The following is a 20,366-nucleotide window of genomic DNA, read 5'->3' as shown; positions in this document are numbered from 1 at the left end:
GTCCCTTCGACGCGCGATTCTTCAGGTAGCCGACGACTCATGGCTCACGGCTTACGGCTTACGGAACACGCGTAGCCGCCGGATTCATGCGGCGGCTACATGTGGCGATGACTTTCCGGTTGCCGGTTGCCCATTGCCGGTTGCCGGCACCGTTATCATTCCTGAATGCTCCCGACGATTGCGTGGCAGGACGATGCGGTGGTGATGGTCGATCAGCGGAAGCTGCCGACGCGTGAGGTGTACGTGACGTGTACGACGCCCGCCGAGGTCGCCAAGGCCATCAAGACGATGGTGATTCGCGGCGCGCCGGCGATCGGCGTGTCTGCCGCGTATGGTCTGGTGCTTGGCGTGCGCCGCAGCAAGGCCGCTGGCACCAGACAGCTCACCACCGAGTTCCTGCGCGACTGCGATCTGCTCGCGGCGACGCGGCCGACGGCCGTCAACCTCTTCTGGGCGATCGAGCGCATGAAGGGCGTGTTCTCCGAGCGCGTGCTCGCCGGCGCGAGCGTCGACGACCTGCGCGTGGCGATGCTCGACGAGGCGCATCGCATCCACGACGAGGATGTGGAGAACTGCAAGGCGATCGGCAGGCACGGCGGTGCGCTCGTGCCCGCGGAGGCGGGCATCCTCACGCACTGCAACGCCGGTGCGCTCGCGACGGCCGGGTACGGCACCGCACTCGGCGTGATCCGCGGCGCGATCGAACAGGGTCGATCCGTTGTCGTGTTCGCCGACGAGACGCGGCCCGTGCTCCAGGGCGCGCGCCTCACGGCGTGGGAACTGGTGCGCGACGGCATCGACACCACCGTCATCTCCGACAACATGGCCGCCGTTCTCATGCGCCAGGGACGCATCAACTTCATCGTCGTCGGTGCCGACCGCATCGCCGCGAACGGCGATGCCGCCAACAAGATCGGCACGTACACGGTGGCGGTGCTCGCGCGCGAGCACGGCGTACCGTTCTACGTGGCGGCGCCGCTCTCGACGATCGACCTGCGCACGCCAGACGGCGACGCGATCCCGATCGAGGAGCGGAATCGTCGCGAGGTGACGCACGTCGGGGCGACGCAGATCGCGCCCGACGCGGCGAAGGTGTACAACCCGGCGTTCGACGTCACGCCGCATCGTCTGATCGCGGGCATCATCACCGAGCGCGGCGTCGCGCGCGCGCCGTACGCGGAGTCGCTGAAGGCGCTGTTCGACCGGGTTCCCGAAGCGGCCGGAGCGCGCTGATGCGCGTACTCGGCATCGAGAGCAGTTGCGACGAGACGGCGGCCGCCATCGTCGAGAGCGACGGCGAGAGGTGGCATCTGCGATCCAGCGTCGTGGCGTCGCAGGTGGCCATCCATCGCGAGTGGGGCGGTGTCGTGCCGGAACTCGCCGCGCGACAGCACCTGCGCGACATCTGTGGTGTCGTCGAGGAAGCACTTGCTGACGCATCCTCGTCATGGGAGGACGTCGATGCGATCGCCGTCACGCAGGGGCCGGGGCTGGTCGGGTCGCTGCTCGTCGGCGTGAGTTTTGCCAAGGCCGTTGGTGCGGCGCGCGGCATTCCGGTGCTGCCGGTGCACCATCTCGCGGGCCACATCGAGTCGCTTGCGCTTCACAACGGCGAGTTGCCGTATCCGGCAGTCGTACTCGTCGTATCGGGCGGGCACACCAGCCTGTTCCACCTGCCGTCACCTGGCGTGTATCGCCTCGTCGGCCGCACCAGAGACGATGCGGCGGGGGAGGCGTACGACAAGGTGGCGAAGTTGGTGGGGCTGGGGTATCCCGGCGGGCCGGTCGTCGACCGGCGCGCGCGCGCGGGGGATTCGCATGCCATCGCGTTCCCCGTCCCGAAGCTGACGCACGACGATCGCAACAAGGGACCGGAGACGCACCTGCCGGAGGGATTCGAGCAGGCGTTGAAGCGGCGCGCGGATTTCTCGTTCAGCGGGCTGAAGACGGCGGTGCGCCGGCACGTGGAGCGTGCCACTGACGGCGGTGCGCGTCGGCTCACCGATCGCGAGGTCGACGACATCTGCGCGAGTTTCCAGCGCGTGGTGATCCAGACGCTGCTCGATCGCACGTTCCGCGCGGCGGAGTGGTTCGACGCCCGCGCGATCGGCATCGCCGGCGGCGTGGCCGCCAACAGCAGCCTGCGCGCCGAAGCCGAGGCGCGTGGCGCGGCCGTCGGCCTGCGCGTGTTCGTTCCGAGCGTCGCCCTGTCGACCGACAACGCCGCCATGATCGCCGCCGCCGGACTGCGCCTGTGGCAGTCAGGCCACCGCGGCAGCCCCCTCGACTTCAACGCCGACGCCAGCCTGGCGATGTGACAGGAAACGGCCGGCCGGGCTTGCCGGGCCCGTCCGGTTGCCGATTTGCCGGTTGCCGGTTGCCGACCATCAGTTCAGCGTGTAGAACTCGTACGTGATCGTCCAGGTCGTCTCTTCGCCCGGGGCGACGCTGGCGTCGACATACGGTTCGGGGCACACGGTGCGAGGGGCGGCCCAGAAGACGAAATCGGTGAGCGGACGATCGGAACGGATGCGGACGCCCGCTCCGGTTCTGCGGTGTTCGAGGCGGATGTCGTAGTCGGCGACGGCGGTGCCGGGTCCTTCGAACTCCGTGAACACGTGCTCGCCTTTCGCGAGTTCACGACGGAACCGCAGCGTCTGCCCATCGAGGTCGGCCAGCGGCTCGAGCGCGTGCGTCGCGCGTCCGGGTCTGCCCAACTGCACGACGATGTCCTGGTTGGTCGGCTGGCGATCCAGCGTGAAGAAGTTGTGGTTGTAGACGGCGGTCTCGATCCGCTTGCGGCCCGTATTGCGCAACGAGTGCTCCAGGATCAATGAATCGCCCGCGAGCGTCAGCGTCTTGCGATAGACGTAGGCGTACCCGTTCGATTCCCCGAGTGTGTGGGTGAACGTCATCTGGCCCTGGGCACGCTCGATCGTCCACGCGCCGTTGTCCACGATCTCGTACGTGCCGAATCGCCGATACGCCGGCTCTTCGGGCTTGCGCACGTGCCCCACGCCGATGCGCAGGAACGTGCCGCCGGCGGGTGCTTCCGCGTAGCCGACCGACGACGCGCCGGCCTGGAACTCCTCGACCGGGCCTGTGATCCCGTCGTGTCCGTTCGGATCGTGGTGCTCGAACCACGGGCCGAAGTACTCGTGCCCGTTCCACCGCAGGCTGAGCAGCGCGCCCGACCAGTCGAACCGGGTGCCCCTGTAGTAGCCCGCGCGCGCGTCGGGCAGAGCCACGGTTGCCGTGATGCGGTCGCCCGCGATGTCGGCAGTGGGAAACGCGGGGTCCGTCTGGGATGTCGTCATCAGCAGTGTCAGCAGCAGGCCCATGTCGATGTCGGCCGACTATACATCCACGACGCACACGAGCCGGGCAAGCCCCGCCAGGGAACCAACCCGCCCAACGCCGTAGTGCATTCGGGTGAGCGCGGGGCCCGCCAGCGGCCAGCGACGATAGAATCGTGCGATGCACCGCTACATCGAGCGCGTGGTCGACCTGCTCGACGAGTCGCTGAACCTCCTCCACGGCATCACGATCGACGAGGCCCGCGCGCGGGTGGGCAGCGGCGACCCGGCCGCCGTTCGCGCGATCGACGGGTCGTTCGCGCTCGTTGCCAAGGACGGCATCACCGTGCGGCTCGCGCGGTCGCTCGACAGACCGATGCGCTACTTCCTCGCCAAGCGCGCGGAAGGACCCGCGTTGTTCATCGCCGATCGCATGGACACGCTGCGCGACGCGCTCGCGACCGAGGGCCTCGCCGGGCAGTTCCATCCGAGCTACACCCGCATGGTCCCCGCCCACCACATCGTCGAGATCCGGCTGGTGGGATGCCCCGACCCCGATCCGATCTACACGCGCTTCTTCACGCCCGAGCGTGGCGCGCTGGAACCCGACCTCGACGCGATCGGTGCGCGTTACATCGGGGCGCTGCAGACCGAGGTGGCCAAGTGGTTGCGCCATGTCGACGCCGTGTCCGGCGGCACGGCCCCCGTCGGCGTGTGCTTCTCAGGTGGTATCGACTCCGGCTCGGTGTTCCTCGTCGTCTACGACACGATGCGGCACCTGGGGATGTCGCCCGCGCGCCTGAAGGCGTTCGTGCTCGACGCCGGCGGCCCCGATGTCGCGCAGGCGCGCGCGTTCCTCGACCAGCTCGGACTCGGACTGTTCTTCGAGAGTGTCCCTGCCGGAGACGATCCGCTGGATCTCGCGGAGACGCTGCGCGTGATCGAGGACTACAAGCCGCTCGACGTCGAGTGTGCGGCGCTCGGTCTGCGACTGTGCCGCGGCATCCGCGCGGCGTATCCGGAGTGGCGCTTCCTCGTCGATGGCGACGGCGGCGACGAGAACCTCAAGGACTACCCGATCGAGGAGAATCCCGAGCTCACGATCCGCAGCGTGGTGGACAACCTGATGCTGTACCACGAAGGGTGGGGTGTCGGGCGTATCAAGCATTCGCTGACGTACAGCGGCGGCCTGAGCCGCAGCTACGTGCGGACGTACGCGCCCGCGCGTCGCTACGGCTTCGACGCGTTCAGTCCGTACACGCGCCCCTCGGTGGTCGACGTGGCGGAGGGGATCCCGTTCGCCACGCTCACGCGCTACGACGTGCCGACGCTGTACGCGCTCAAGGGCGAGATCGTCGCTCGCGGAGTACGCGCCGTGACGGGACTCGACATGCCCGCGTTTCCCAAGCGTCGCTTCCAGCACGGCGCCATGGCTGAAGCCACGCTGCGACAGGTGTTGCCCGCCGACGAGGCGCAGTGCCGCCGGGCCGTCCACGCACTCTACGCATGACCGCCTCCGCCCGGCCGCGGCCCGTCCACGATCCGTTCCGGCACCAGGGCGTCCTCGTCGAACCCGAGGCGGATGCCGCGGGACGCCTGCTCACGACGGCCACCGTCTTCCTGACGGGCAGCGAATGCGCCTGGCGCTGCGTCATGTGCGATCTGTGGCGGCACACGACCGAGACCGCCACCCCGGCCGGCGCGATTCCAGCGCAACTCCGCGACGCACACGCCGCGCTGCGGGGCACCGGGACGTTGCCCGACGTGTGGAAGCTGTACAACGCCGGCAGCTACTTCGATCGCCGCGCGGTGCCTCCCGAAGACGATGAGGGAGTGGCGGAACTGGTAAGTGGAAGCACACGCGTTGTCGTGGAGTCGCATCCCGCGCTCGTGGGCGACCGCGCCTGGCGCTTCAGGGACCTGCTCGCGCGCCGAGGCACGACGCTGGAGGTCGCGATGGGGCTCGAGACTGCCCATCCGGAAGCGCTCGACGCCATCAACAAGGGCGTGACGAGGGAGTCGTTCGCGGCGGCGGCCGACGCCCTGCGTCGTGAGGGTGTCGCCCTGCGCGTGTTCCTGCTCGTCCATCCGCCCGTCGTTCCCGCCGATCGACGAGGCGAGTGGCTGCGGCGCTCGGTGCGCCTGGCGCGATCGTGCGGCGCGGAGGTCATCTCGCTCATCCCGACGCGATCGACCGAGCGTGCGCTGCAGGCGCTGGCGGCGGCCGGCGCGTTCGTGCCGCCAACGCTCGCGGATCTCGAGGAGGCATTCGCCGACGCGTTGGCGGAAGCCGGGCCTCGCGTGTTCGCCGATACGTGGGATCTCGACGCGCACGCGGCGTGCCCGCACTGCGTCGAGGCGAGGCGCAGCCGCCTCGCTCGACAGAACGCCGAGCAGCGGACGCTCGACGCCGTCACATGTGGACATTGCGCGGAGGCGCTCGCTTCGTGACGCTCGTGCCCGTCCATCACGTCGACACCGATGTCGCCATCGTTGGCGCGGGCTTCGCCGGCGCGATCCTCGCCCAGGTGCTCCGGCAGCGCGGCCTGCGCGTCGCGCTGCTCGAACGCGGACGCCATCCCCGCTTCGTCATCGGTGAGTCGTCGACGCCGCTCGCCGGGCTCCTGATTGAAGAGCTCGCGGATCGCTACGACCTGCCGCGCCTGCGACCGCTCGCGTCGTGGGGCACGTGGAAACGCGAATATCCGGATCTCCCGTGCGGGCTGAAGCGCGGGTTCAGCTTCTTCAGGCACGATCCCGGGCAGGCGTTCCGAGACGACGCGACGCACGTTCGGCAGTTGCTCGTGGCGGCGAGCCCGCACGACGAGGTGGCGGACACGCACTGGTACCGGCCTGCCGTCGACGCGTGGCTGACGAGCGAGGCGGAAGCGGCTGGCGCGACGTATCTCGATGCCTGTGCGCTCGATGCGCCGGTGTTCACGGGTGATGGCGTGACGATCGACGGAACGCGCGAAGGCCGAAGCGTACGCGTCAGCGCGCGCTTTCTCGTCGACGCGAGCGGTCCGCGCGGGTATCTCTGGCGCGCGTTGGGACTGGGTGACGCGCCGCTGCGTCACATGCCGCCGACGCAGGCGCTGTTCACGCATTTCACGGACGTGCGCGAGTGGGCGGCGGTGGCGCCGAGCGACGCACGACCGCCCTATCCCGTCGACGCGGCGGCGCTGCACCACGTGTGGCCGGGCGCGTGGATGTGGGTACTGCGCTTCGACAACGGCATCACGAGCGCCGGCGTGGCCGCGACCGATCCGCTCGCGCGCGGGTATGCCCTCGAGGAGGGCGCTGATGGATGGATGCGCCTGCTCGCGGCTCACCCGTCGATCGCGGAACAGTTCCGTGATGCCAGGCCCACGCGTCCGTTCGTGTACACGCCGCGCGTGGCACACCGCACCGCCACGGTCGCGGGCGCGCGATGGGCGTTACTGCCGTCGGCTGCCGGCGTTGTCGATCCGATGCTCTCCACGGGATTCCCGCTCGCGCTGCTCGGGATCGACCGCCTTGCGTCGGTCCTCACCGAGTCGGCGCACGGCGACCAACGGGAAGCGGCGCTGCGGAGATACGCACGCGATACGGTGACGGAACTCGGCGCCGCGGCGCGCCTTGTCGGCGCGCTGTACGCGAACATGCGCGACTTCGACATGTTCAAGCGGCTGACGCTGTTGTACTTCGCAGCGGCCAGCTACACGGAAACCGTGCGCAGGCTCGACCTTCCGCATCGCGCGCGCGGCTTCCTGCTTCGTGGCGACAGGACCTTCGCGCCTGCCGTCCGAGCCATCACCAGGGCGGCGGTCGACGCACCAGCGGGTGAGGCGGGCGCCGATGTCAGGCGCCGGCTTGCCGACGCGATCGACGCGACGATCGCACCATACGACGTGGCGGGACTCGGCGATCGCACGCGACGTGACTGGTATCCGGTCAGCGTCGACGACATCTTCGCCGCGCGCGAGCGGCTCGGCGTGAGCGAGGCAGACATCGGCGCGATGCTCGAACGCTGCGGGATCCCGGTGAAGACGATGCCTGTCGAGGAGTGCGTGTGATGAGGACACGGTATCGAGTGACGCGCGCGATCTGCCCCGTGCCCGCCGCCCGCCGCCCGGTGCCCGCTGCCTGGTGCCCGGTGCCCGGTGCCCGGTGCCCGGTGCCCGGACTCCTGTTCGGCAGGCTGTGTGTGGCCCTTGTGTCCGTCGGTGCGTGCCGTCGCAGTGTCGACGTGCCCCCCGAGACATACAGGGAGGCCGTCGTGTCGTTCCACACGGCGCTCGCGGCGATGGAGACGAGCCAGGAACTGCTGGCGCGCGAGCACCTCGATCGCGTTGTCGCGCTCGTGCCGCAGGAACCCGCCGGCTGGGCGAACCTCGGACTGCTGTTGCTGCGACAGCAGGAGATCGAGCCCGCGCGCGCGCAGCTCGCACGGGCGTCGTCGCTTGCGCCCGAGGACGCGTCGATCGTGCGGCTGCAGGCGCTGGTGGAGAGCAGGGCCGGGGAGCTTGCGGCGGCCACGCGCTTCTGGCGGCGCGCCGTCGACCTCGCCCCGTCGGACCCGCGTGCCGCGTACGCGCTGGCGCAGGACGTCGAACGTCAGGGCACGGAGGCCGACGAGGCGGAGGCGCAGCGGGTGCTCGAGCAGTTGCTCGCGCGCACGGAGAACCTGCCAGCGCGCCTCGACCTTGCACGCATCGCCGCCAAGCGCGGCGATGGCGCGGCGCTCGCGAGCGCGCTCCAGTCGCTCCAGGCGCAGGCCGCGACGTGGCCCGATGCCGCCCGTGAACGTCTCGCGTCGCTCGCCGAAGCCGCTGCGCGCGAGCCGCGGACGGCCGCGACGCAGGTCGCCTTCCTGCGCAACGTGCTCGTTCGCGAGCTCGTGTTCCGGCGCGCACTCGCGCAGGTCACCACACCGCTGGACGCCATTGGCGAGCCGTTGCGCCGCTTCGTCGTGCTGCCGACGCCAGAGGCCGCGCCCGCCGAACCCGATACCGCGATGACGTTTGTCGTGACGCCCATCGACGGCTGGACGACACGCACGCCGACATGGGTCGGGGCGACAGCTCTCACCGCCGACGCCGCCGAGGCCATCGTCGCCCTCGACCACGGAACCGTGTACGTGGCACCGGCCCGTGGTATCGCGTCGCGCACGCACGGCGCCACGCACGCCGCGTTGCTCGACATCGACTCGGACTTCCGCATGGACGCCGTTGTCGGTGGCGAGCATGGTCTTGCCGTCCTTCAGCAGGATGCCGAAGGCCAGTGGCGTGACGTGACGGCCGCGACGGCCCTGCCGCAGGCAGACCTGACCATGGCCATCACCGGCGTATGGGCGGCCGACGTGGATCTCGATGGCGACCTCGACATCGTGGTCGCACGTCGCGACGGACCGGCGACCGTGCTCCGCAACAACGGCGACGGCACGTTCCTGTCGCAGCCGTCGCCTGTCGTGTGCTCGGGGTGGCGTGCATTCGCGTGGGCCGACGTCGACGGTGACGGCGTGCCTGATGCGGCGTGTCTCGGCCAGGCGGGAGACGTGCGCGTGGCCCTCAATCTGCGCGGTGGTGCGTTCGAGGAGGCGAAGGTCCCGGCGCCTGCCGCGCCGCTGGTCGCGATGGACGCTGCCGACGTGTCTGGCGACGGTCGAGCGGATATCGTCGGCGTGACGGGGGCTGGCCATCTGGCGCGCCTCTCGTTCGAGGACCGCGCCGGCGCTCCGCCTGAGTGGCGCTGGCAGGACATCGGTGCGTCGGGACTGACGGGACTCGACGCATCCTCGGCGACGGTGCTCACCGCGGATCTCGACAACAACGCGGCGCTGGACATCGTTGTCGCGAGCGCCGCGCAGACCCGCATCCTGCTCGGCGGCGCTGTCGGACGCTTCACGCTGATGGACGCCGCGCTTGCGATGCGCGCCGACGCGGTGGCCGACCTCGATGAGGACGGACGGGTGGACCTGGCGGGACGTGACGGCGACGGGCACGTGGTGCGTGCGACGAGTACGGGAACGCTGCCGTACCACTGGCAGCGCCTCCGACCGCGTGCCGCGGCCGCCACCGGCGATCAACGCGTCAACGCGTTCGGTATCGGTGGGGAGGTCGAGGTGCGCACGGGGCTGCACGCGCAGACGCGCCGCATCACGAGCCCTGTCGTCCACATCGGCCTCGGCACCGCGGAGCAGAGTCAGGTCGTGCGCATCCTCTGGCCGAACGGCGTGCTGCAGTCGGAGTTCGCCCAGCAGGCAGACACGACGATCCGCGCCGACCAGCGACTCAAGGGATCGTGCCCGTGGTTGTTTGCGTGGGACGGCGAAGCGATGTCGTTCGTCACGGACCTGATCTGGCGCTCGCCGCTCGGCCTTCGCATCAACGCGCAGGCGACCGCGGACGTCGCGATGACCGAGGACTGGGTCAAGGTCGGCGGCACGCAGTTGCGTCCGCGCGATGGCGCGTACGACCTGCGCATCACCGCCGAACTGTGGGAGACGCACTTCTTCGACACGGTCTCCCTGCTCGTTGTCGATCACCCGGCAGACACGGAAGTATTCGTCGACGAGCGCTTCTCCGTACCCGGGCCCGCGCTCGAACCAGTGGTCACGGGGCTGGTGCAGCCGTTCGCCGACGTGCGAGACGATGGCGGGCGCGATGCGGCGGCCACGGTGGCGCGTCGAGACGACGTGCATCTGGATTTTGCCGGTCGCGGCAGGTACCAGGGCGTGACGCGGCAGCACGCCGTGGAGTTCGAATTGCCGGCGTCGGCTCCGCGCGAGGGCGAGCTCTATCTCGTGGCGCACGGGTGGGTGCATCCGACCGACAGCTCGATCAACGTCGCGCTGTCGCAGGGACGCCACGCCGCACCGGCGGGGCTGGCGCTCGACGTCGCCGACGCAGCGGGCACGTTCCGCCCCGCGCGCACGGGCCTGGGATTCCCGGCGGGCAAGGACAAGACGATCCTCGTGCCGCTGCACCCGCACGCGCCCGCGACGGGACCACGACGCTTCCGCCTCACGACGAACCTCGAAGTGTTCTGGGATCGACTCGGATGGGCGGTGGGCAGGCCTGACGTGAGTGTCACGTCCGTTCGCGTGCCACTCGCCGCAGCGGATCTGCGCTATCGAGGCTTCTCGGAGACGCCACCGCACGCGGCGGGATCGCCCGAGCGTCCGCGGTATCGTGTGGCGGGCGTGGCGCCGCGCTGGCTCGATCTCGAAGGGTTCCACACGCGCTTTGGCGACGTCAGGCCCCTGCTCGGGACCGTCGACGATCGCTATGTGATCATGAACGCCGGCGACGAGCTCGCGTTGCGCTTCACCGAAGCACCACCGGTGGCCGCCGGCCACACGCGTGACTTCATCGTGGTTGCCGATGGATGGGTGAAGGACGGTGACTACAACACCACCGCCTCGCGCACGGTGCTGCCACTGCCCACGCACGCATCGGGCCGCTACGACCGCCGGCCTGCCACGCTCGAGGACGACCCCGTGTATCGCCAGCACGCCGAGGATTTCGCCACGTACCATACGCGCTATGTCGCCCCTGCTGCGCGCGCCGCGTTGCGCGGCGCGCCAGAGGGTGCACGGCAATGAGCGTTCGCGCCCGCATCCTGCTGACGGCGTTCTTCATCGCGCTGCTCGCGACGCCGGCAGCCATCCGTCACGCGAAACAGCGTCAGGCCATGAGCGCTGCATCGGGTGACGCGCTCGATCGCTACGGCTTCAGACTCACCGAGTCGTCTGCCGCCGCGGGACTCACGTTCACGCACGAAGGTCCGACCTTCGATGCCAGGCTCGCGCACATCATGCCGCAGGTGGCCTCGATGGGCGCGGCAGTGGCGGTGGTGGACGTCGACGCCGACGGACTCTCGGACCTCTACGTCACCAACAGCGGCGAGGGATCCCGCAATCGTCTGTTTCGCAACAAGGGCGACGGTACGTTCGAGGACGTCGCCGCCGCGCTGGGGCTCGCCGCGCTCAACGATCCGGCAACGGGCGTATCGATGGGATCTGTGTGGGGCGACTACGACAACGACGGCTATCCCGACCTGTTGCTGTATCGCTGGGGACGCCCCGAACTGTTCCACAACGAGCAGGGACGCGTGTTCACGCGCGTGAGCGAGCGGGCCGGCCTGCCGTCGTGGGCCAACATCAACGCCGCCGTGTGGTTCGACTTCGATCGCGACGGGCACCTCGACTTCTTCATGGGTGGCTACTACGCGGCCGACGTGAACCTGTGGAGGCTGCCGAACACGCGCATCATGCCGGAGAGCTTCGAGTACGCGCGCAACGGCGGTCGCAAGTACCTGTATCGCAACCTCGGCGACGGGCGATTCGAGGAGGTGAGCGCCGCGCGCGGGTTGTCGTCCACGCGCTGGGCGCTCGCGGCGGTCGCCGCGGATCTGCGCGGCACGGGGTATCCCGATCTCTTCATCGCGAACGACTACGGCGTGTCGGAGCTGTTTGTCAACGATGGCGGCACGTTCCGCGAAGCCGGCCGCGAGACGGGCGTGGGTTACGCGCCCAAGAGCGGCATGAACGCGTCTGTCGGCGACGTGCTCAATCAGGGCCGGTTCGCGATCTACGTCTCGAACATCTCCGAAGAGGGCATCCTCATCCAGGGCAACAACCTGTGGGTACCGTCATCGACGCGCGCCGACGGCCTGCCGATGTACGAGAACCTCGCCTCGTCGATGAACGTCGCGCTCGGCGGCTGGAGCTTCGGTGCGCAGTTCGGCGATCTGAACAACGACGGCGCGCTCGACCTGTATCTCGTGAACGGCTACGTGTCGGCGTCGCGCAACGAGAACTACTGGTACGACTACTCGAAGGTGGCCGGTGGCCATGAGGTCGTGATTGGCGATGCCGCCAACTGGCCGGCCATGGGTACGCGAAGCCTGGCCGGCTATCAGCCGAAGCGCGTGTGGATGAACGACGGCGCGGGACGTTTCATCGACGTGGCTCGCATGGTCGGCGTCACCGACCAGTACGACGGCCGCGCCGTGTCGCTTGCCGACTTCGACAATCGCGGCGTGCTCGACGTCATCGTGGCCAATCAGCGCGGGCCGCTGCTGTTCTACAAGAACGACGTCGCCCAGGGCCGCAACTGGGTGGCGTTCGAACTCGAAGGCGGATGTCGCCCCGGAATGCCGTCCGTTGAAGAAGACAGAGCCGGCCCTCCGGGCCCGGCCACGCATCGATGCAGCAACAGGGACGCGATCGGCGCGCAGGTCGCCGTGCATCGCGCGGGAGCGGTGCAGGTGCAGGAGGTGCTCGCCGGATCGGGCTTCTGTGCGCAGAACCAGCGTCGCCTGCACTTCGGGCTCGGGACCGCTGACGCGGTCGAGCGCGTGGAGGTGCGATGGCCGTCGGGCAGGGTCCAGACCATCGAGCGGCCGTCGATCAACCAGATCCACGCACTGAAGGAACCGGCATGACGCTGGACAAGCGCTATCTCGCACCGGTACTCGTCACGCTCGTCCTGGCCGTGGGCCAGTACACATTCGGCTTCCTCGAGAGCTGGTCGCGCACGTTCCTGGCGATCGCGACGTCGATCGGCATGGAGATCGTGCTCGCACGTCTGCTGCTCGGACAGTGGCCGCACCTGGCCAGTGCCTACATCTCCGGCATCAGCATCGGGATGCTCGTGCGGTCGCCAGACTTCTGGCCGTACGCGCTGTGCGCAGCGATCTCCATCACGTCAAAGTACCTGCTGCGCGTGGACGGGCGGCACATCTGGAACCCGTCGAACTTCGGCATCGTGGCGATGCTGGTGCTCGCGGCCGACTCGGTGGCCAGCCTCAGCGTGCAGTGGGGCAACATGCTGCTGCCGATGGTGACCGTGTGGCTGTTCGGTGCCGTCATCATCGGCACGCTCGGCCGCTTCCACATCACGGCCACCTACGTCGTGTCCTTCGTTGTCCTGTCGTTCGTGCGCGCGTGGTACACGGGCCATCCGTTCCTCGCGGAGGTCGCGCCCATCACCGGACCGATGTATCAGCTGTACATCTTCTTCATGATCACTGACCCCAAGACCACCGTGCGTCCGCGCTGGGCGCAGTGCGTGGTGGTGGCGCTCGTGGCCGCGCTCGAAGCCGTGTTCCGGTTGATGGAGGCCGTTCACGCGCCGTACTACGCGCTCTTCATCGTGGGACCACTGGCGATGCTGGTCGAGATCGCGCTCACGCGCCGTGCGGTCCGGGCATCGTCATCAGACGCGATGCCCCCCGCGGCGGCACGCCTCGCCTGAGTCCACGGCCGTGTCGCAGCGTCTCTATCCCTCGCGTCCCATCGTCGGCGTCGGCGGCGTGATCGTCGATGGCGACCGCGTGGTGCTGATCAAGCGGAAGTACGAGCCGCTGGCGCTGCGCTGGAGCATCCCCGGCGGCACGCTCGAAGTGGGGGAGTCGCTCGAAGACGGCGTGGCGCGCGAACTCCGCGAGGAGACTGGCCTCGCGGTGCAGGTGGGCGCCGTGATCGAGGTCTTCGACCGCATCCTGCACGACGAGGACGGCCGCGTGAAGTATCACTTCGTGCTCGTCGACTATCTGTGCGTCCCTGTCAGCGGCACCCTCATGCCCGGCGACGATGTGTCGGATGCCGAGTGGGCCCACTTCGACGCCCTGGCCCCGTACGGCCTGACGGCCAAGGCCTCGTCAGTCATCGCCCGCGCCCGCACGATGCTGACCGCCGGATGACTCCGGCGGCTACACTTTCGTCCTTTGCTCCCCGTCCGTCCGGTGCCCGGTGCCCGGTGCCCGGGCTCCTGATATAGTCCCCGTTCCATGCAGACTCCATCGCCCGCCGACGCGCGGGATGCCGGGCTCGACAGCGAGTTCCGGCGCGGGCTCGGCCTCTACGACGCGACGATGGTGGTGGTCGGCTCGATGATCGGGTCGGGCATCTTCATCGTGTCGGCCGACATGGCGCGCCTCCTCGGCAGCCCCGGCTGGCTGCTCCTCGCCTGGGTCATCACCGGCCTGCTCACGATTGGCGCGGCGCTGGCGTACGGCGAGCTCGCCGCCATGATGCCGCGCGCGGGCGGGCAGTACATCTTCCTCCGCGAGGCGTTCTCGCCACTGTGGGGGTTCCTTTACGGCTGGACCCTCTTCACGGTGATTCAGGCGGGCACGATCGCCGCCGTGGCCGTTGCCTTCGCGCGCTTCACCGGAGTGGTGTTCCCGGCCATCGCCGAAGACCGCTACCTCATCGCGCCGATCCACATCTCGTCGGGCTACGCGCTGTCGCTCTCGACGGCGCAGTTGCTCGGCGTGCTCCTCATCGCACTCCTCACATGGACCAACACGCGCGGTCTCGAGTACGGCCGCGTCGTGCAGAACGTCTTCACGACGGCGAAGACGGGCGCGCTCGTCGCGCTCATCGGCACGGGCCTGCTCCTCGGGTGGAACGCCGACGCGGTGGCGGCCAACTTCGGCAACCTCTGGGAACCGCGTGGCGTCGTCGAACTCGCGCCGTCGCTCACGGCGGCCACGGTGTTCGGCCTGTTCGTCGCGATGGGCATCGCGCAGACGGGGTCGCTCTTCTCGTCCGACGCGTGGCACAACATCTGTTTCACGGCGGGCGAGGTGAAGGACCCGCGCCGCACGCTGCCGCGATCGCTCGTGCTCGGGACGGCCATCGTGACGGGCCTCTACGTCCTCTCGAACATCGCGTACCTCGTGACGCTGCCGCTGGCGTCGATCCAGTCGGCGCCGTCGGATCGCGTGGCCACGCTGCTCATCGACACGGTGTTCCCCGGCATCGGCGCGGTGGTGATGGCCGTGGCGATCATGGTCTCCACGTTCGGCTGCGAGAACGGGCTGATCCTCGCTGGTGCGCGGGCGTACTACGCGATGGCGCGCGACGGCCTCTTCTTCAAGCGCGCCGCCGAGCTCAACCAGGCGCAGGTGCCCGCGTTCGGCCTCGTCCTGCAGGGCGTGTGGGCGGTGCTGCTGGTGCTGCCGCGCACGTACGACGTGACCACCGGCACGTACGGCAACCTGTACTCGAACCTGCTCGACTACGTGATCTCGGCGGCGCTGCTGTTCTACGCGCTCACGGTGGCGGGCCTGTTCCGGCTGCGCATCACGCGTCCGGACGCGCCCCGTCCGTACAAGGCGTTCGGCTATCCCGTCGTGCCGGCGCTCTACATCGTCGGCGCCCTCTCGATCCTGCTGGTGCTCTTCGCGTATCGCCCGGCCACCACGTGGCCGGGGCTCGTGATCGTGCTGACGGGCGTGCCGGTGTACCTGCTGGCGCGCCGGGGGCGCCGATCGTGACCTGGGTGCCCGATCGCGACGCGGCGCTCGCGCTGCTGCACGAGTACACCCAGGGCGAGAGCCTTCGTCGTCATGCCTACGCCGTTGAAGCGTCAGTGCGTGGTTACGCGAGACGCATGGGTGGCGACGAAGCCCTGTGGGGCGTGACGGCGCTGCTGCACGATTTCGATTACGAGCGTTGGCCGTCGCTCGACGACCATCCGTACAAGGGCGTCGAGATCCTCCGAGAGCGCGGCTATCCCGAGGTGGTGACGCGCGCGATCCTGTCGCACGCCGACTACAGCGGCGTGTCGCGTGACAGTCCGCTCGAGAAGGTGTTGTACGCCTGCGACGAGATGTCGGGCTTCGTCATGGCCGCGGCACTCGTACGACCATCGAAGAGCGTGCTCGACCTCGAAGCCGCGTCGGTGAAGAAGCGGATGAAGGACAAGGCGTTCGCACGCGCCGTCTCGCGCGACGACATGCTGCACGGCGCGGCGCTGCTCGACCTGCCCATCGAGGCCCATATCGCCAACGTCATAGAGTCCCTCAGGGAACGCGCGGACGAGTTGGGCGTTCGGTGACGGTGTCGGGCAACGGGCAACGGGCAACCGATCTGGCGTCCTCGATGGAGCGAACGGTCCCGGTTGCCGGTTGCCGGGTTGCCCGTTGCCGGTCGCTGAACTGGCGTCCACCCTGCTCCGTATGTAGCCTGTGTCCGTGGCCCCCGAACCCGCCTCCTCCGTGATCGCCCTCGACGATGTGACGGTCGTGTACGGGCCGAGCGACGCCCTGTCCGGCGTGAGCGTGCAGTTCCCGCCTGGTGCCGTCGGCCTCCTCGGGCCGAACGGCGCGGGCAAGAGCACGCTGATCAAGGCGTTGCTGGGGTTCGTGGCGCCGTCACGCGGCCGGATGCACGTCTTCGGCCTCGACGTCAGGCACAGGGCCGCGGAGATCCGCACGCGCATCGGCTACATGCCGGAGAACGACGCGCACATCCCGGGCATGAACGCCGTCACGTTCGTGGCCTACTGCGGGCAACTCTCTGGCCTGCCGCCTGTTGACGCGATGCAGCGCGCGCACGAGGTGCTCTACTACGTCGGCCTCGGCGAGGCGCGCTACCGCAACGTCGAGACGTACTCGACGGGCATGAAGCAGCGCATCAAACTGGCCCAGGCGCTCGTCCACGATCCCGATCTGCTCTTCCTCGACGAGCCGACCAACGGCATGGACCCGAAGGGCCGCGACGAGATGCTCGCGCTCATCCACGACCTCGGCCACGCCAAGCGCGTCAACCTGATCCTGTCGTCGCACCTGCTGCCGGACGTCGAGCACGCCTGCGACCACGTGATCGTGATGGACAAGGGACGCGTGGCCACCCAGGGCCCCATCGCGACGCTGAAGGGGCAGGGCGGCAGCGTGTTCGAACTGCGCATCAAGGGCGATCTGCCGGCGTTCCTCACGGCCTTGCGAGGCAATGGCATCGAGGCGCACGGCACCGACCAGGACGTGATGCGCGTGCTGGTGCCGGCCGGCCGCAGCGCGCGCGACGTGTTCACGCTCGCGTCGGCGCACGGCATGCAGGTGCGACACCTGCGGCCCAGCGTCCCCACGCTCGAGGACGTCTTCATCGACGCCATCGAAGGAGGCGGCCGTGCCCATCCATGATCAGTCGTACCGCCGCTACGAGGGCGAGCGGCGGCCCGCGGCGAGCGCCTGGACGGTGATTGCTCGCGCGGGCCTGATGACGTTCCTCTCGCGCCGCGCGTTCCTCGGCCTGGTGCTCGCGGCGTGGATTCCGTTCATCGTGCGGGCGAGCCAGTTGTTCCTCGCGGCCAATTTCTCGCAGGCCGCGCCGTTCCTCGCCCCGTCGGTGCAGATGTTCCGCGACTTCCTCGGCCAGCAGAGCGTGTTCGTCTTCCTGCTCACCGTCTACGTCGGGTCGGGACTCATCGCCAACGACCGTCGCGCCAACGCGCTGCAACTGTACCTCTCCAAGCCCGTGACGCGCGCCGAGTACGTGCTCGGCAAGATGACGGTACTCGCCACGTTCCTGCTCGCAATCACCTGGCTCCCCGCGATGCTGCTGCTCGTCATGCAGGTCGCCTTCTCCGGCAGCTTCACGTTCCTCGTCGCGAACTCGTCGCTCGTCGCGTCGATCACGCTGTACTGCCTGCTCGAAGTGATCGTGATCACGTTCGGCATGACGGCGTTGTCGTCGCTGTCGCGCAGCAGCCGCTTTGTCGGCATCCTGTTTGCCGGCGCGCTCATCTTCTCCGACGCGATGTTCAACGCGCTGCGCCTCATCACCGGCAGCACGACGGTCTCGTGGATCTCGATCAGGGCGAGTCTCGAGCAGGTGGGAGACCTGATCTTCAGGCAGGCGCCGCGCTACCACACGCCCGTGGCGGTGTCGATCCTCGTGCTGCTCGCGGTGATCGCGATCGCGGCATCGATCCTCGAGCGTCGCGTCAGGGGCGTGGAGGTCGTGACATGAGCGGAGCCGTCATCAGCGTCGACGGCGTGTCGAAGTGGTACGGCCAGGTCATCGGCCTCAACGATGTCACCGTCTCGATCCCGCCGGGCATCACGGGCCTGCTGGGCCCGAACGGCGCCGGCAAGTCGACGTTCATGAAGCTGGTCACCGGCCAGTTGCGTCCGAGCAAGGGCAGCCTCACGGTGCTGGGCCAGCCGATCTGGAACAACCCCGCCGCGTACACCCGCCTCGGGTTCTGTCCCGAGCAGGATGCGTTCTACGAGCGGATGACGGGCGTCGAGTGGGTGGCGGCGCTCGCGCGCCTCAGTGGCTTCTCGCAGGACGATGCCCGCGCCGCGGCGCTGCGTGCGCTCGACGCCGTCGATCTCGTGCCTGCCGCGGACAAGAAGATCGGCGCGTACAGCAAGGGCATGCGCCAGCGCGTGAAACTCGCCCAGGCCCTCGTGCACGACCCCGAGCTCCTCATCCTCGACGAGCCGCTGACGGGGATGGACCCGCTCATGCGCCGCCGCACGATTCGCCTCATCCGCGACTGGGCGCGCGACGGGCGCAGCGTGCTCGTGTCGAGCCACATCCTCCACGAGGTGGAGGCGATGACGAGCAACGTGCTCCTCATCAACAACGGCCGCATCCTCGCCGAGGGCGACGTCCACGACATCCGCGCGCTCATCGACCATCACCCACACACGGTCCACATCCGCGCCGAACGCCCCCGTGAACTCGCGCGCGAGTGCCTCTCGTTCCCGTACGTGCGCAGCCTCCGCTTCGAAGCCGACGCCCTCGTCGTCGAGACCGACCAGCCGGACACGTTCTACACGCAACTCACGACCCTCGCTGCCACCGAGTCCCTCGGTCGCATCGACGAGGTCACCTCCCCCGACGACAACCTCGCCGCGGTGTTCGGGTATCTGGTGCGATGACAGTGACGGCAACCGGCAACCGGCAACCGGCAACCGGAGGGCTCACGGCCGGCAACCGACAACGGGCAACCGGCAACCGGAGCCTCCCGGGCGGCAGCCGGCAACGGGCAACCGGCAACCGGAGCCTCACGGCCGGCCACCGGCAACGGGCAACCGGTAACCGGGAGAGCTCACGGCTGGCAGTCGGAGTCCCACAACCGCTGACGGGCAGAGGGTCAGCGTGTGGGAGAGGAGCGTTCGACGGGCATGATGAGGCGGTGCAGCATGGCTCTCACGCGGACGTCGGCCATGCCGCGTTCCGGAGCAACAGGCATGCCCGGGTCGTCCACGCCGATCGCCCAGGAGACGTCCCGCAATGACACGTTCCGACACCGGTGTTCCCAACGTCGAGAACCAACTACCCACACCAACCGCTGGTGGTGGCCCCTCGGTTGCCGGCCGTGGTGCACCGGCTCCCGATGTGGAGTCCCCCGTTGCCGGTTGCCGGTTGCCGGTTGCCGCCCGGGAGGCTCCGGTTGCCGGTTGCCCGTTGCCGGTTGCCGGTCAACCCCTGTCCCTGTCCAGTGCGGCTCTGAGGGTCTTTGATCTATCGCTGGACCAGATGCTGTGGTCGCGGCGGACGGTGTTCATGGGACTCGTCGTCGGGGGGCCGTTGCTCATCGCGCTCATGGTGCGGGTGATCGACGTGCTGACGGTCGGGACGGGGCAGGGCATGCAGATCGATGGCGTGAAGATCGGCAGCGGGGCGATCTTCGGGTTGATGGTGTGGGTGTTCTACCTGCGATTCGCGGTGCCCGTGCTGGCCGTGTTCTACGGCACGTCGCTGATGGCCGACGAGATCGAGGACAAGACGATCACCTACCTGTTCTCGCGTCCGATTCCGCGCGGGGCCGTGCTGCTCGGCAAGTACCTCGCCTACCTGGCGTGCACGGTGGCCGTCGTGCTGCCGTCGATCGTGCTGGTGTACCTGCTGATCATGTCGCGGCCAGGCGCGTCCCTCGCGAGCGGGTTCATCGACCTCGTGAAAGACCTCGGCGTCATCGCGATCGGCCTGGCGGCCTATGGGGCCGTGTTCGCGTGGGTGGGCGCGAGGTTCAAGCGGCCGCTGCTCACCGGTCTCGCGTTCGTCTTCGCGTGGGAACCCGCCATCCTGCTCATCCCCGGCTACCTGCGCCGCTTCTCGGTTGCGTACTACCTCCAGGGCCTCGTCCCGCAGACCATGCCCGCCGACGACAGCACCGTCAGCCTCCTGACGACGCTCTTCCGCGATTTCCCCCCGGCCACCACGAGCCTCGCCTGGCTCGTCCTGATCTCCGCGGCCTCCCTCTGGCTCGCCATGCGCACTGTAACGAAGCGGGAGTACGTGCTGGAGCAGTGACCGGCAACCGGCAACCCGGCAACCGG

16 protein-coding genes are annotated in these 20,366 nt (G+C 69.0%); 15 read left to right on the top strand and 1 reads right to left on the bottom strand.

Annotated features, from left to right (window positions below; genetic code table 11):
• Positions 1–165 precede the first annotated feature (165 nt).
• Positions 166–1,233: an S-methyl-5-thioribose-1-phosphate isomerase gene (gene mtnA, locus IT182_01025; protein MCC6161917.1), complete on the top strand. Its 1,068-nt coding sequence runs from the start codon at positions 166–168 to the stop codon at positions 1,231–1,233.
• A complete protein-coding gene (tsaD, locus tag IT182_01020; GenBank protein ID MCC6161916.1) occupies positions 1,233–2,318 on the top strand; it encodes a tRNA (adenosine(37)-N6)-threonylcarbamoyltransferase complex transferase subunit TsaD in 1,086 nt (361 codons plus the stop codon). Before mtnA ends, tsaD begins: the two co-directional genes overlap by 1 nt.
• A 69-nt stretch (positions 2,319–2,387) precedes the next feature.
• Here the strand turns inward: tsaD and IT182_01015 are convergent, their stop codons facing one another.
• Entirely contained in the window at positions 2,388–3,341 is a 954-nt protein-coding gene (locus IT182_01015) for an aldose 1-epimerase (GenBank protein ID MCC6161915.1), read from the bottom strand.
• A gap of 136 nt (positions 3,342–3,477) precedes the next feature.
• Between IT182_01015 and IT182_01010 the strand changes: the two genes are divergently transcribed.
• The 13 genes from IT182_01010 to IT182_00950 all read left to right on the top strand — a co-directional run bounded on the left by IT182_01010 (position 3,478) and on the right by IT182_00950 (position 20,340).
• Complete coding sequence (locus tag IT182_01010) at positions 3,478–4,806, top strand: asparagine synthetase B family protein (GenBank protein MCC6161914.1); 1,329 nt, start codon at positions 3,478–3,480, stop codon at positions 4,804–4,806.
• Positions 4,803–5,747, top strand: a complete 945-nt coding sequence (locus tag IT182_01005; GenBank protein MCC6161913.1) for a radical SAM protein — start codon at positions 4,803–4,805, stop codon at positions 5,745–5,747. The genes IT182_01010 and IT182_01005 overlap by 4 nt, the downstream gene beginning before the upstream one ends.
• Positions 5,744–7,351, top strand: coding sequence for a tryptophan 7-halogenase (locus IT182_01000; GenBank protein ID MCC6161912.1), 1,608 nt, complete (start codon positions 5,744–5,746; stop codon positions 7,349–7,351). The genes IT182_01005 and IT182_01000 overlap by 4 nt, the downstream gene beginning before the upstream one ends.
• Before the next feature lie 203 nt (positions 7,352–7,554).
• Complete coding sequence (locus IT182_00995) at positions 7,555–10,881, top strand: VCBS repeat-containing protein (protein ID MCC6161911.1); 3,327 nt, start codon at positions 7,555–7,557, stop codon at positions 10,879–10,881.
• The gene (locus IT182_00990; GenBank protein MCC6161910.1) at positions 10,878–12,725 is read left to right on the top strand and encodes a CRTAC1 family protein; all 1,848 of its coding nucleotides are present in this window, start codon (positions 10,878–10,880) and stop codon (positions 12,723–12,725) included. Before IT182_00995 ends, IT182_00990 begins: the two co-directional genes overlap by 4 nt.
• Positions 12,722–13,537 (top strand): hypothetical protein, encoded by an 816-nt coding sequence (locus tag IT182_00985; protein MCC6161909.1) that lies wholly within the window; start codon positions 12,722–12,724, stop codon positions 13,535–13,537. The genes IT182_00990 and IT182_00985 overlap by 4 nt, the downstream gene beginning before the upstream one ends.
• A gap of 10 nt (positions 13,538–13,547) precedes the next feature.
• Positions 13,548–13,985, top strand: a complete 438-nt coding sequence (locus IT182_00980; GenBank protein ID MCC6161908.1) for an NUDIX hydrolase — start codon at positions 13,548–13,550, stop codon at positions 13,983–13,985.
• Between the two features lie 87 nt (positions 13,986–14,072).
• Entirely contained in the window at positions 14,073–15,566 is a 1,494-nt protein-coding gene (locus IT182_00975) for an amino acid permease (GenBank protein MCC6161907.1), read from the top strand.
• 5 nt (positions 15,567–15,571) lie between these two features.
• Positions 15,572–16,129, top strand: coding sequence for an HDIG domain-containing protein (locus tag IT182_00970; protein ID MCC6161906.1), 558 nt, complete (start codon positions 15,572–15,574; stop codon positions 16,127–16,129).
• Positions 16,130–16,289: 160 nt separating this feature from the next.
• Positions 16,290–17,213 carry an ABC transporter ATP-binding protein gene (locus tag IT182_00965; protein MCC6161905.1) on the top strand — a complete coding sequence of 308 codons (924 nt, stop codon included), beginning with the start codon at positions 16,290–16,292 and terminating at the stop codon, positions 17,211–17,213.
• On the top strand, positions 17,200–18,042 hold the full coding sequence (locus tag IT182_00960) for a hypothetical protein (protein ID MCC6161904.1): 843 nt from the start codon (positions 17,200–17,202) through the stop codon (positions 18,040–18,042). Before IT182_00965 ends, IT182_00960 begins: the two co-directional genes overlap by 14 nt.
• Positions 18,039–18,962, top strand: a complete 924-nt coding sequence (locus IT182_00955) for an ABC transporter ATP-binding protein (protein ID MCC6161903.1) — start codon at positions 18,039–18,041, stop codon at positions 18,960–18,962. The genes IT182_00960 and IT182_00955 overlap by 4 nt, the downstream gene beginning before the upstream one ends.
• Positions 18,963–19,563: 601 nt before the next feature.
• Entirely contained in the window at positions 19,564–20,340 is a 777-nt protein-coding gene (locus IT182_00950; protein ID MCC6161902.1) for an ABC transporter permease, read from the top strand.
• The last annotated feature ends 26 nt before the right edge of the window (positions 20,341–20,366 follow it).

Source organism: Acidobacteriota bacterium (assembly GCA_020845575.1).
GTDB lineage: Bacteria > Acidobacteriota > Vicinamibacteria > Vicinamibacterales > Vicinamibacteraceae > Luteitalea.
This window is presented reverse-complemented; position numbering and strand designations above follow the sequence as displayed.

What these genes read in the sequence shown, in the direction of transcription:
- mtnA (MCC6161917.1), top strand. Translation starts at nt 166, where the DNA reads ATGCTCCCGACGATTGCGTGGCAGGACGATGCGGTGGTGATGGTCGAT.
- tsaD (MCC6161916.1), top strand. Translation starts at nt 1,233, where the DNA reads ATGCGCGTACTCGGCATCGAGAGCAGTTGCGACGAGACGGCGGCCGCC.
- IT182_01015 (MCC6161915.1), bottom strand. Translation starts at nt 3,341, where the DNA reads ATGGGCCTGCTGCTGACACTGCTGATGACGACATCCCAGACGGACCCC.
- IT182_01010 (MCC6161914.1), top strand. Translation starts at nt 3,478, where the DNA reads ATGCACCGCTACATCGAGCGCGTGGTCGACCTGCTCGACGAGTCGCTG.
- IT182_01005 (MCC6161913.1), top strand. Translation starts at nt 4,803, where the DNA reads ATGACCGCCTCCGCCCGGCCGCGGCCCGTCCACGATCCGTTCCGGCAC.
- IT182_00990 (MCC6161910.1), top strand. Translation starts at nt 10,878, where the DNA reads ATGAGCGTTCGCGCCCGCATCCTGCTGACGGCGTTCTTCATCGCGCTG.
- IT182_00985 (MCC6161909.1), top strand. Translation starts at nt 12,722, where the DNA reads ATGACGCTGGACAAGCGCTATCTCGCACCGGTACTCGTCACGCTCGTC.
- IT182_00975 (MCC6161907.1), top strand. Translation starts at nt 14,073, where the DNA reads ATGCAGACTCCATCGCCCGCCGACGCGCGGGATGCCGGGCTCGACAGC.
- IT182_00955 (MCC6161903.1), top strand. Translation starts at nt 18,039, where the DNA reads ATGAGCGGAGCCGTCATCAGCGTCGACGGCGTGTCGAAGTGGTACGGC.
- IT182_00950 (MCC6161902.1), top strand. Translation starts at nt 19,564, where the DNA reads ATGCTGTGGTCGCGGCGGACGGTGTTCATGGGACTCGTCGTCGGGGGG.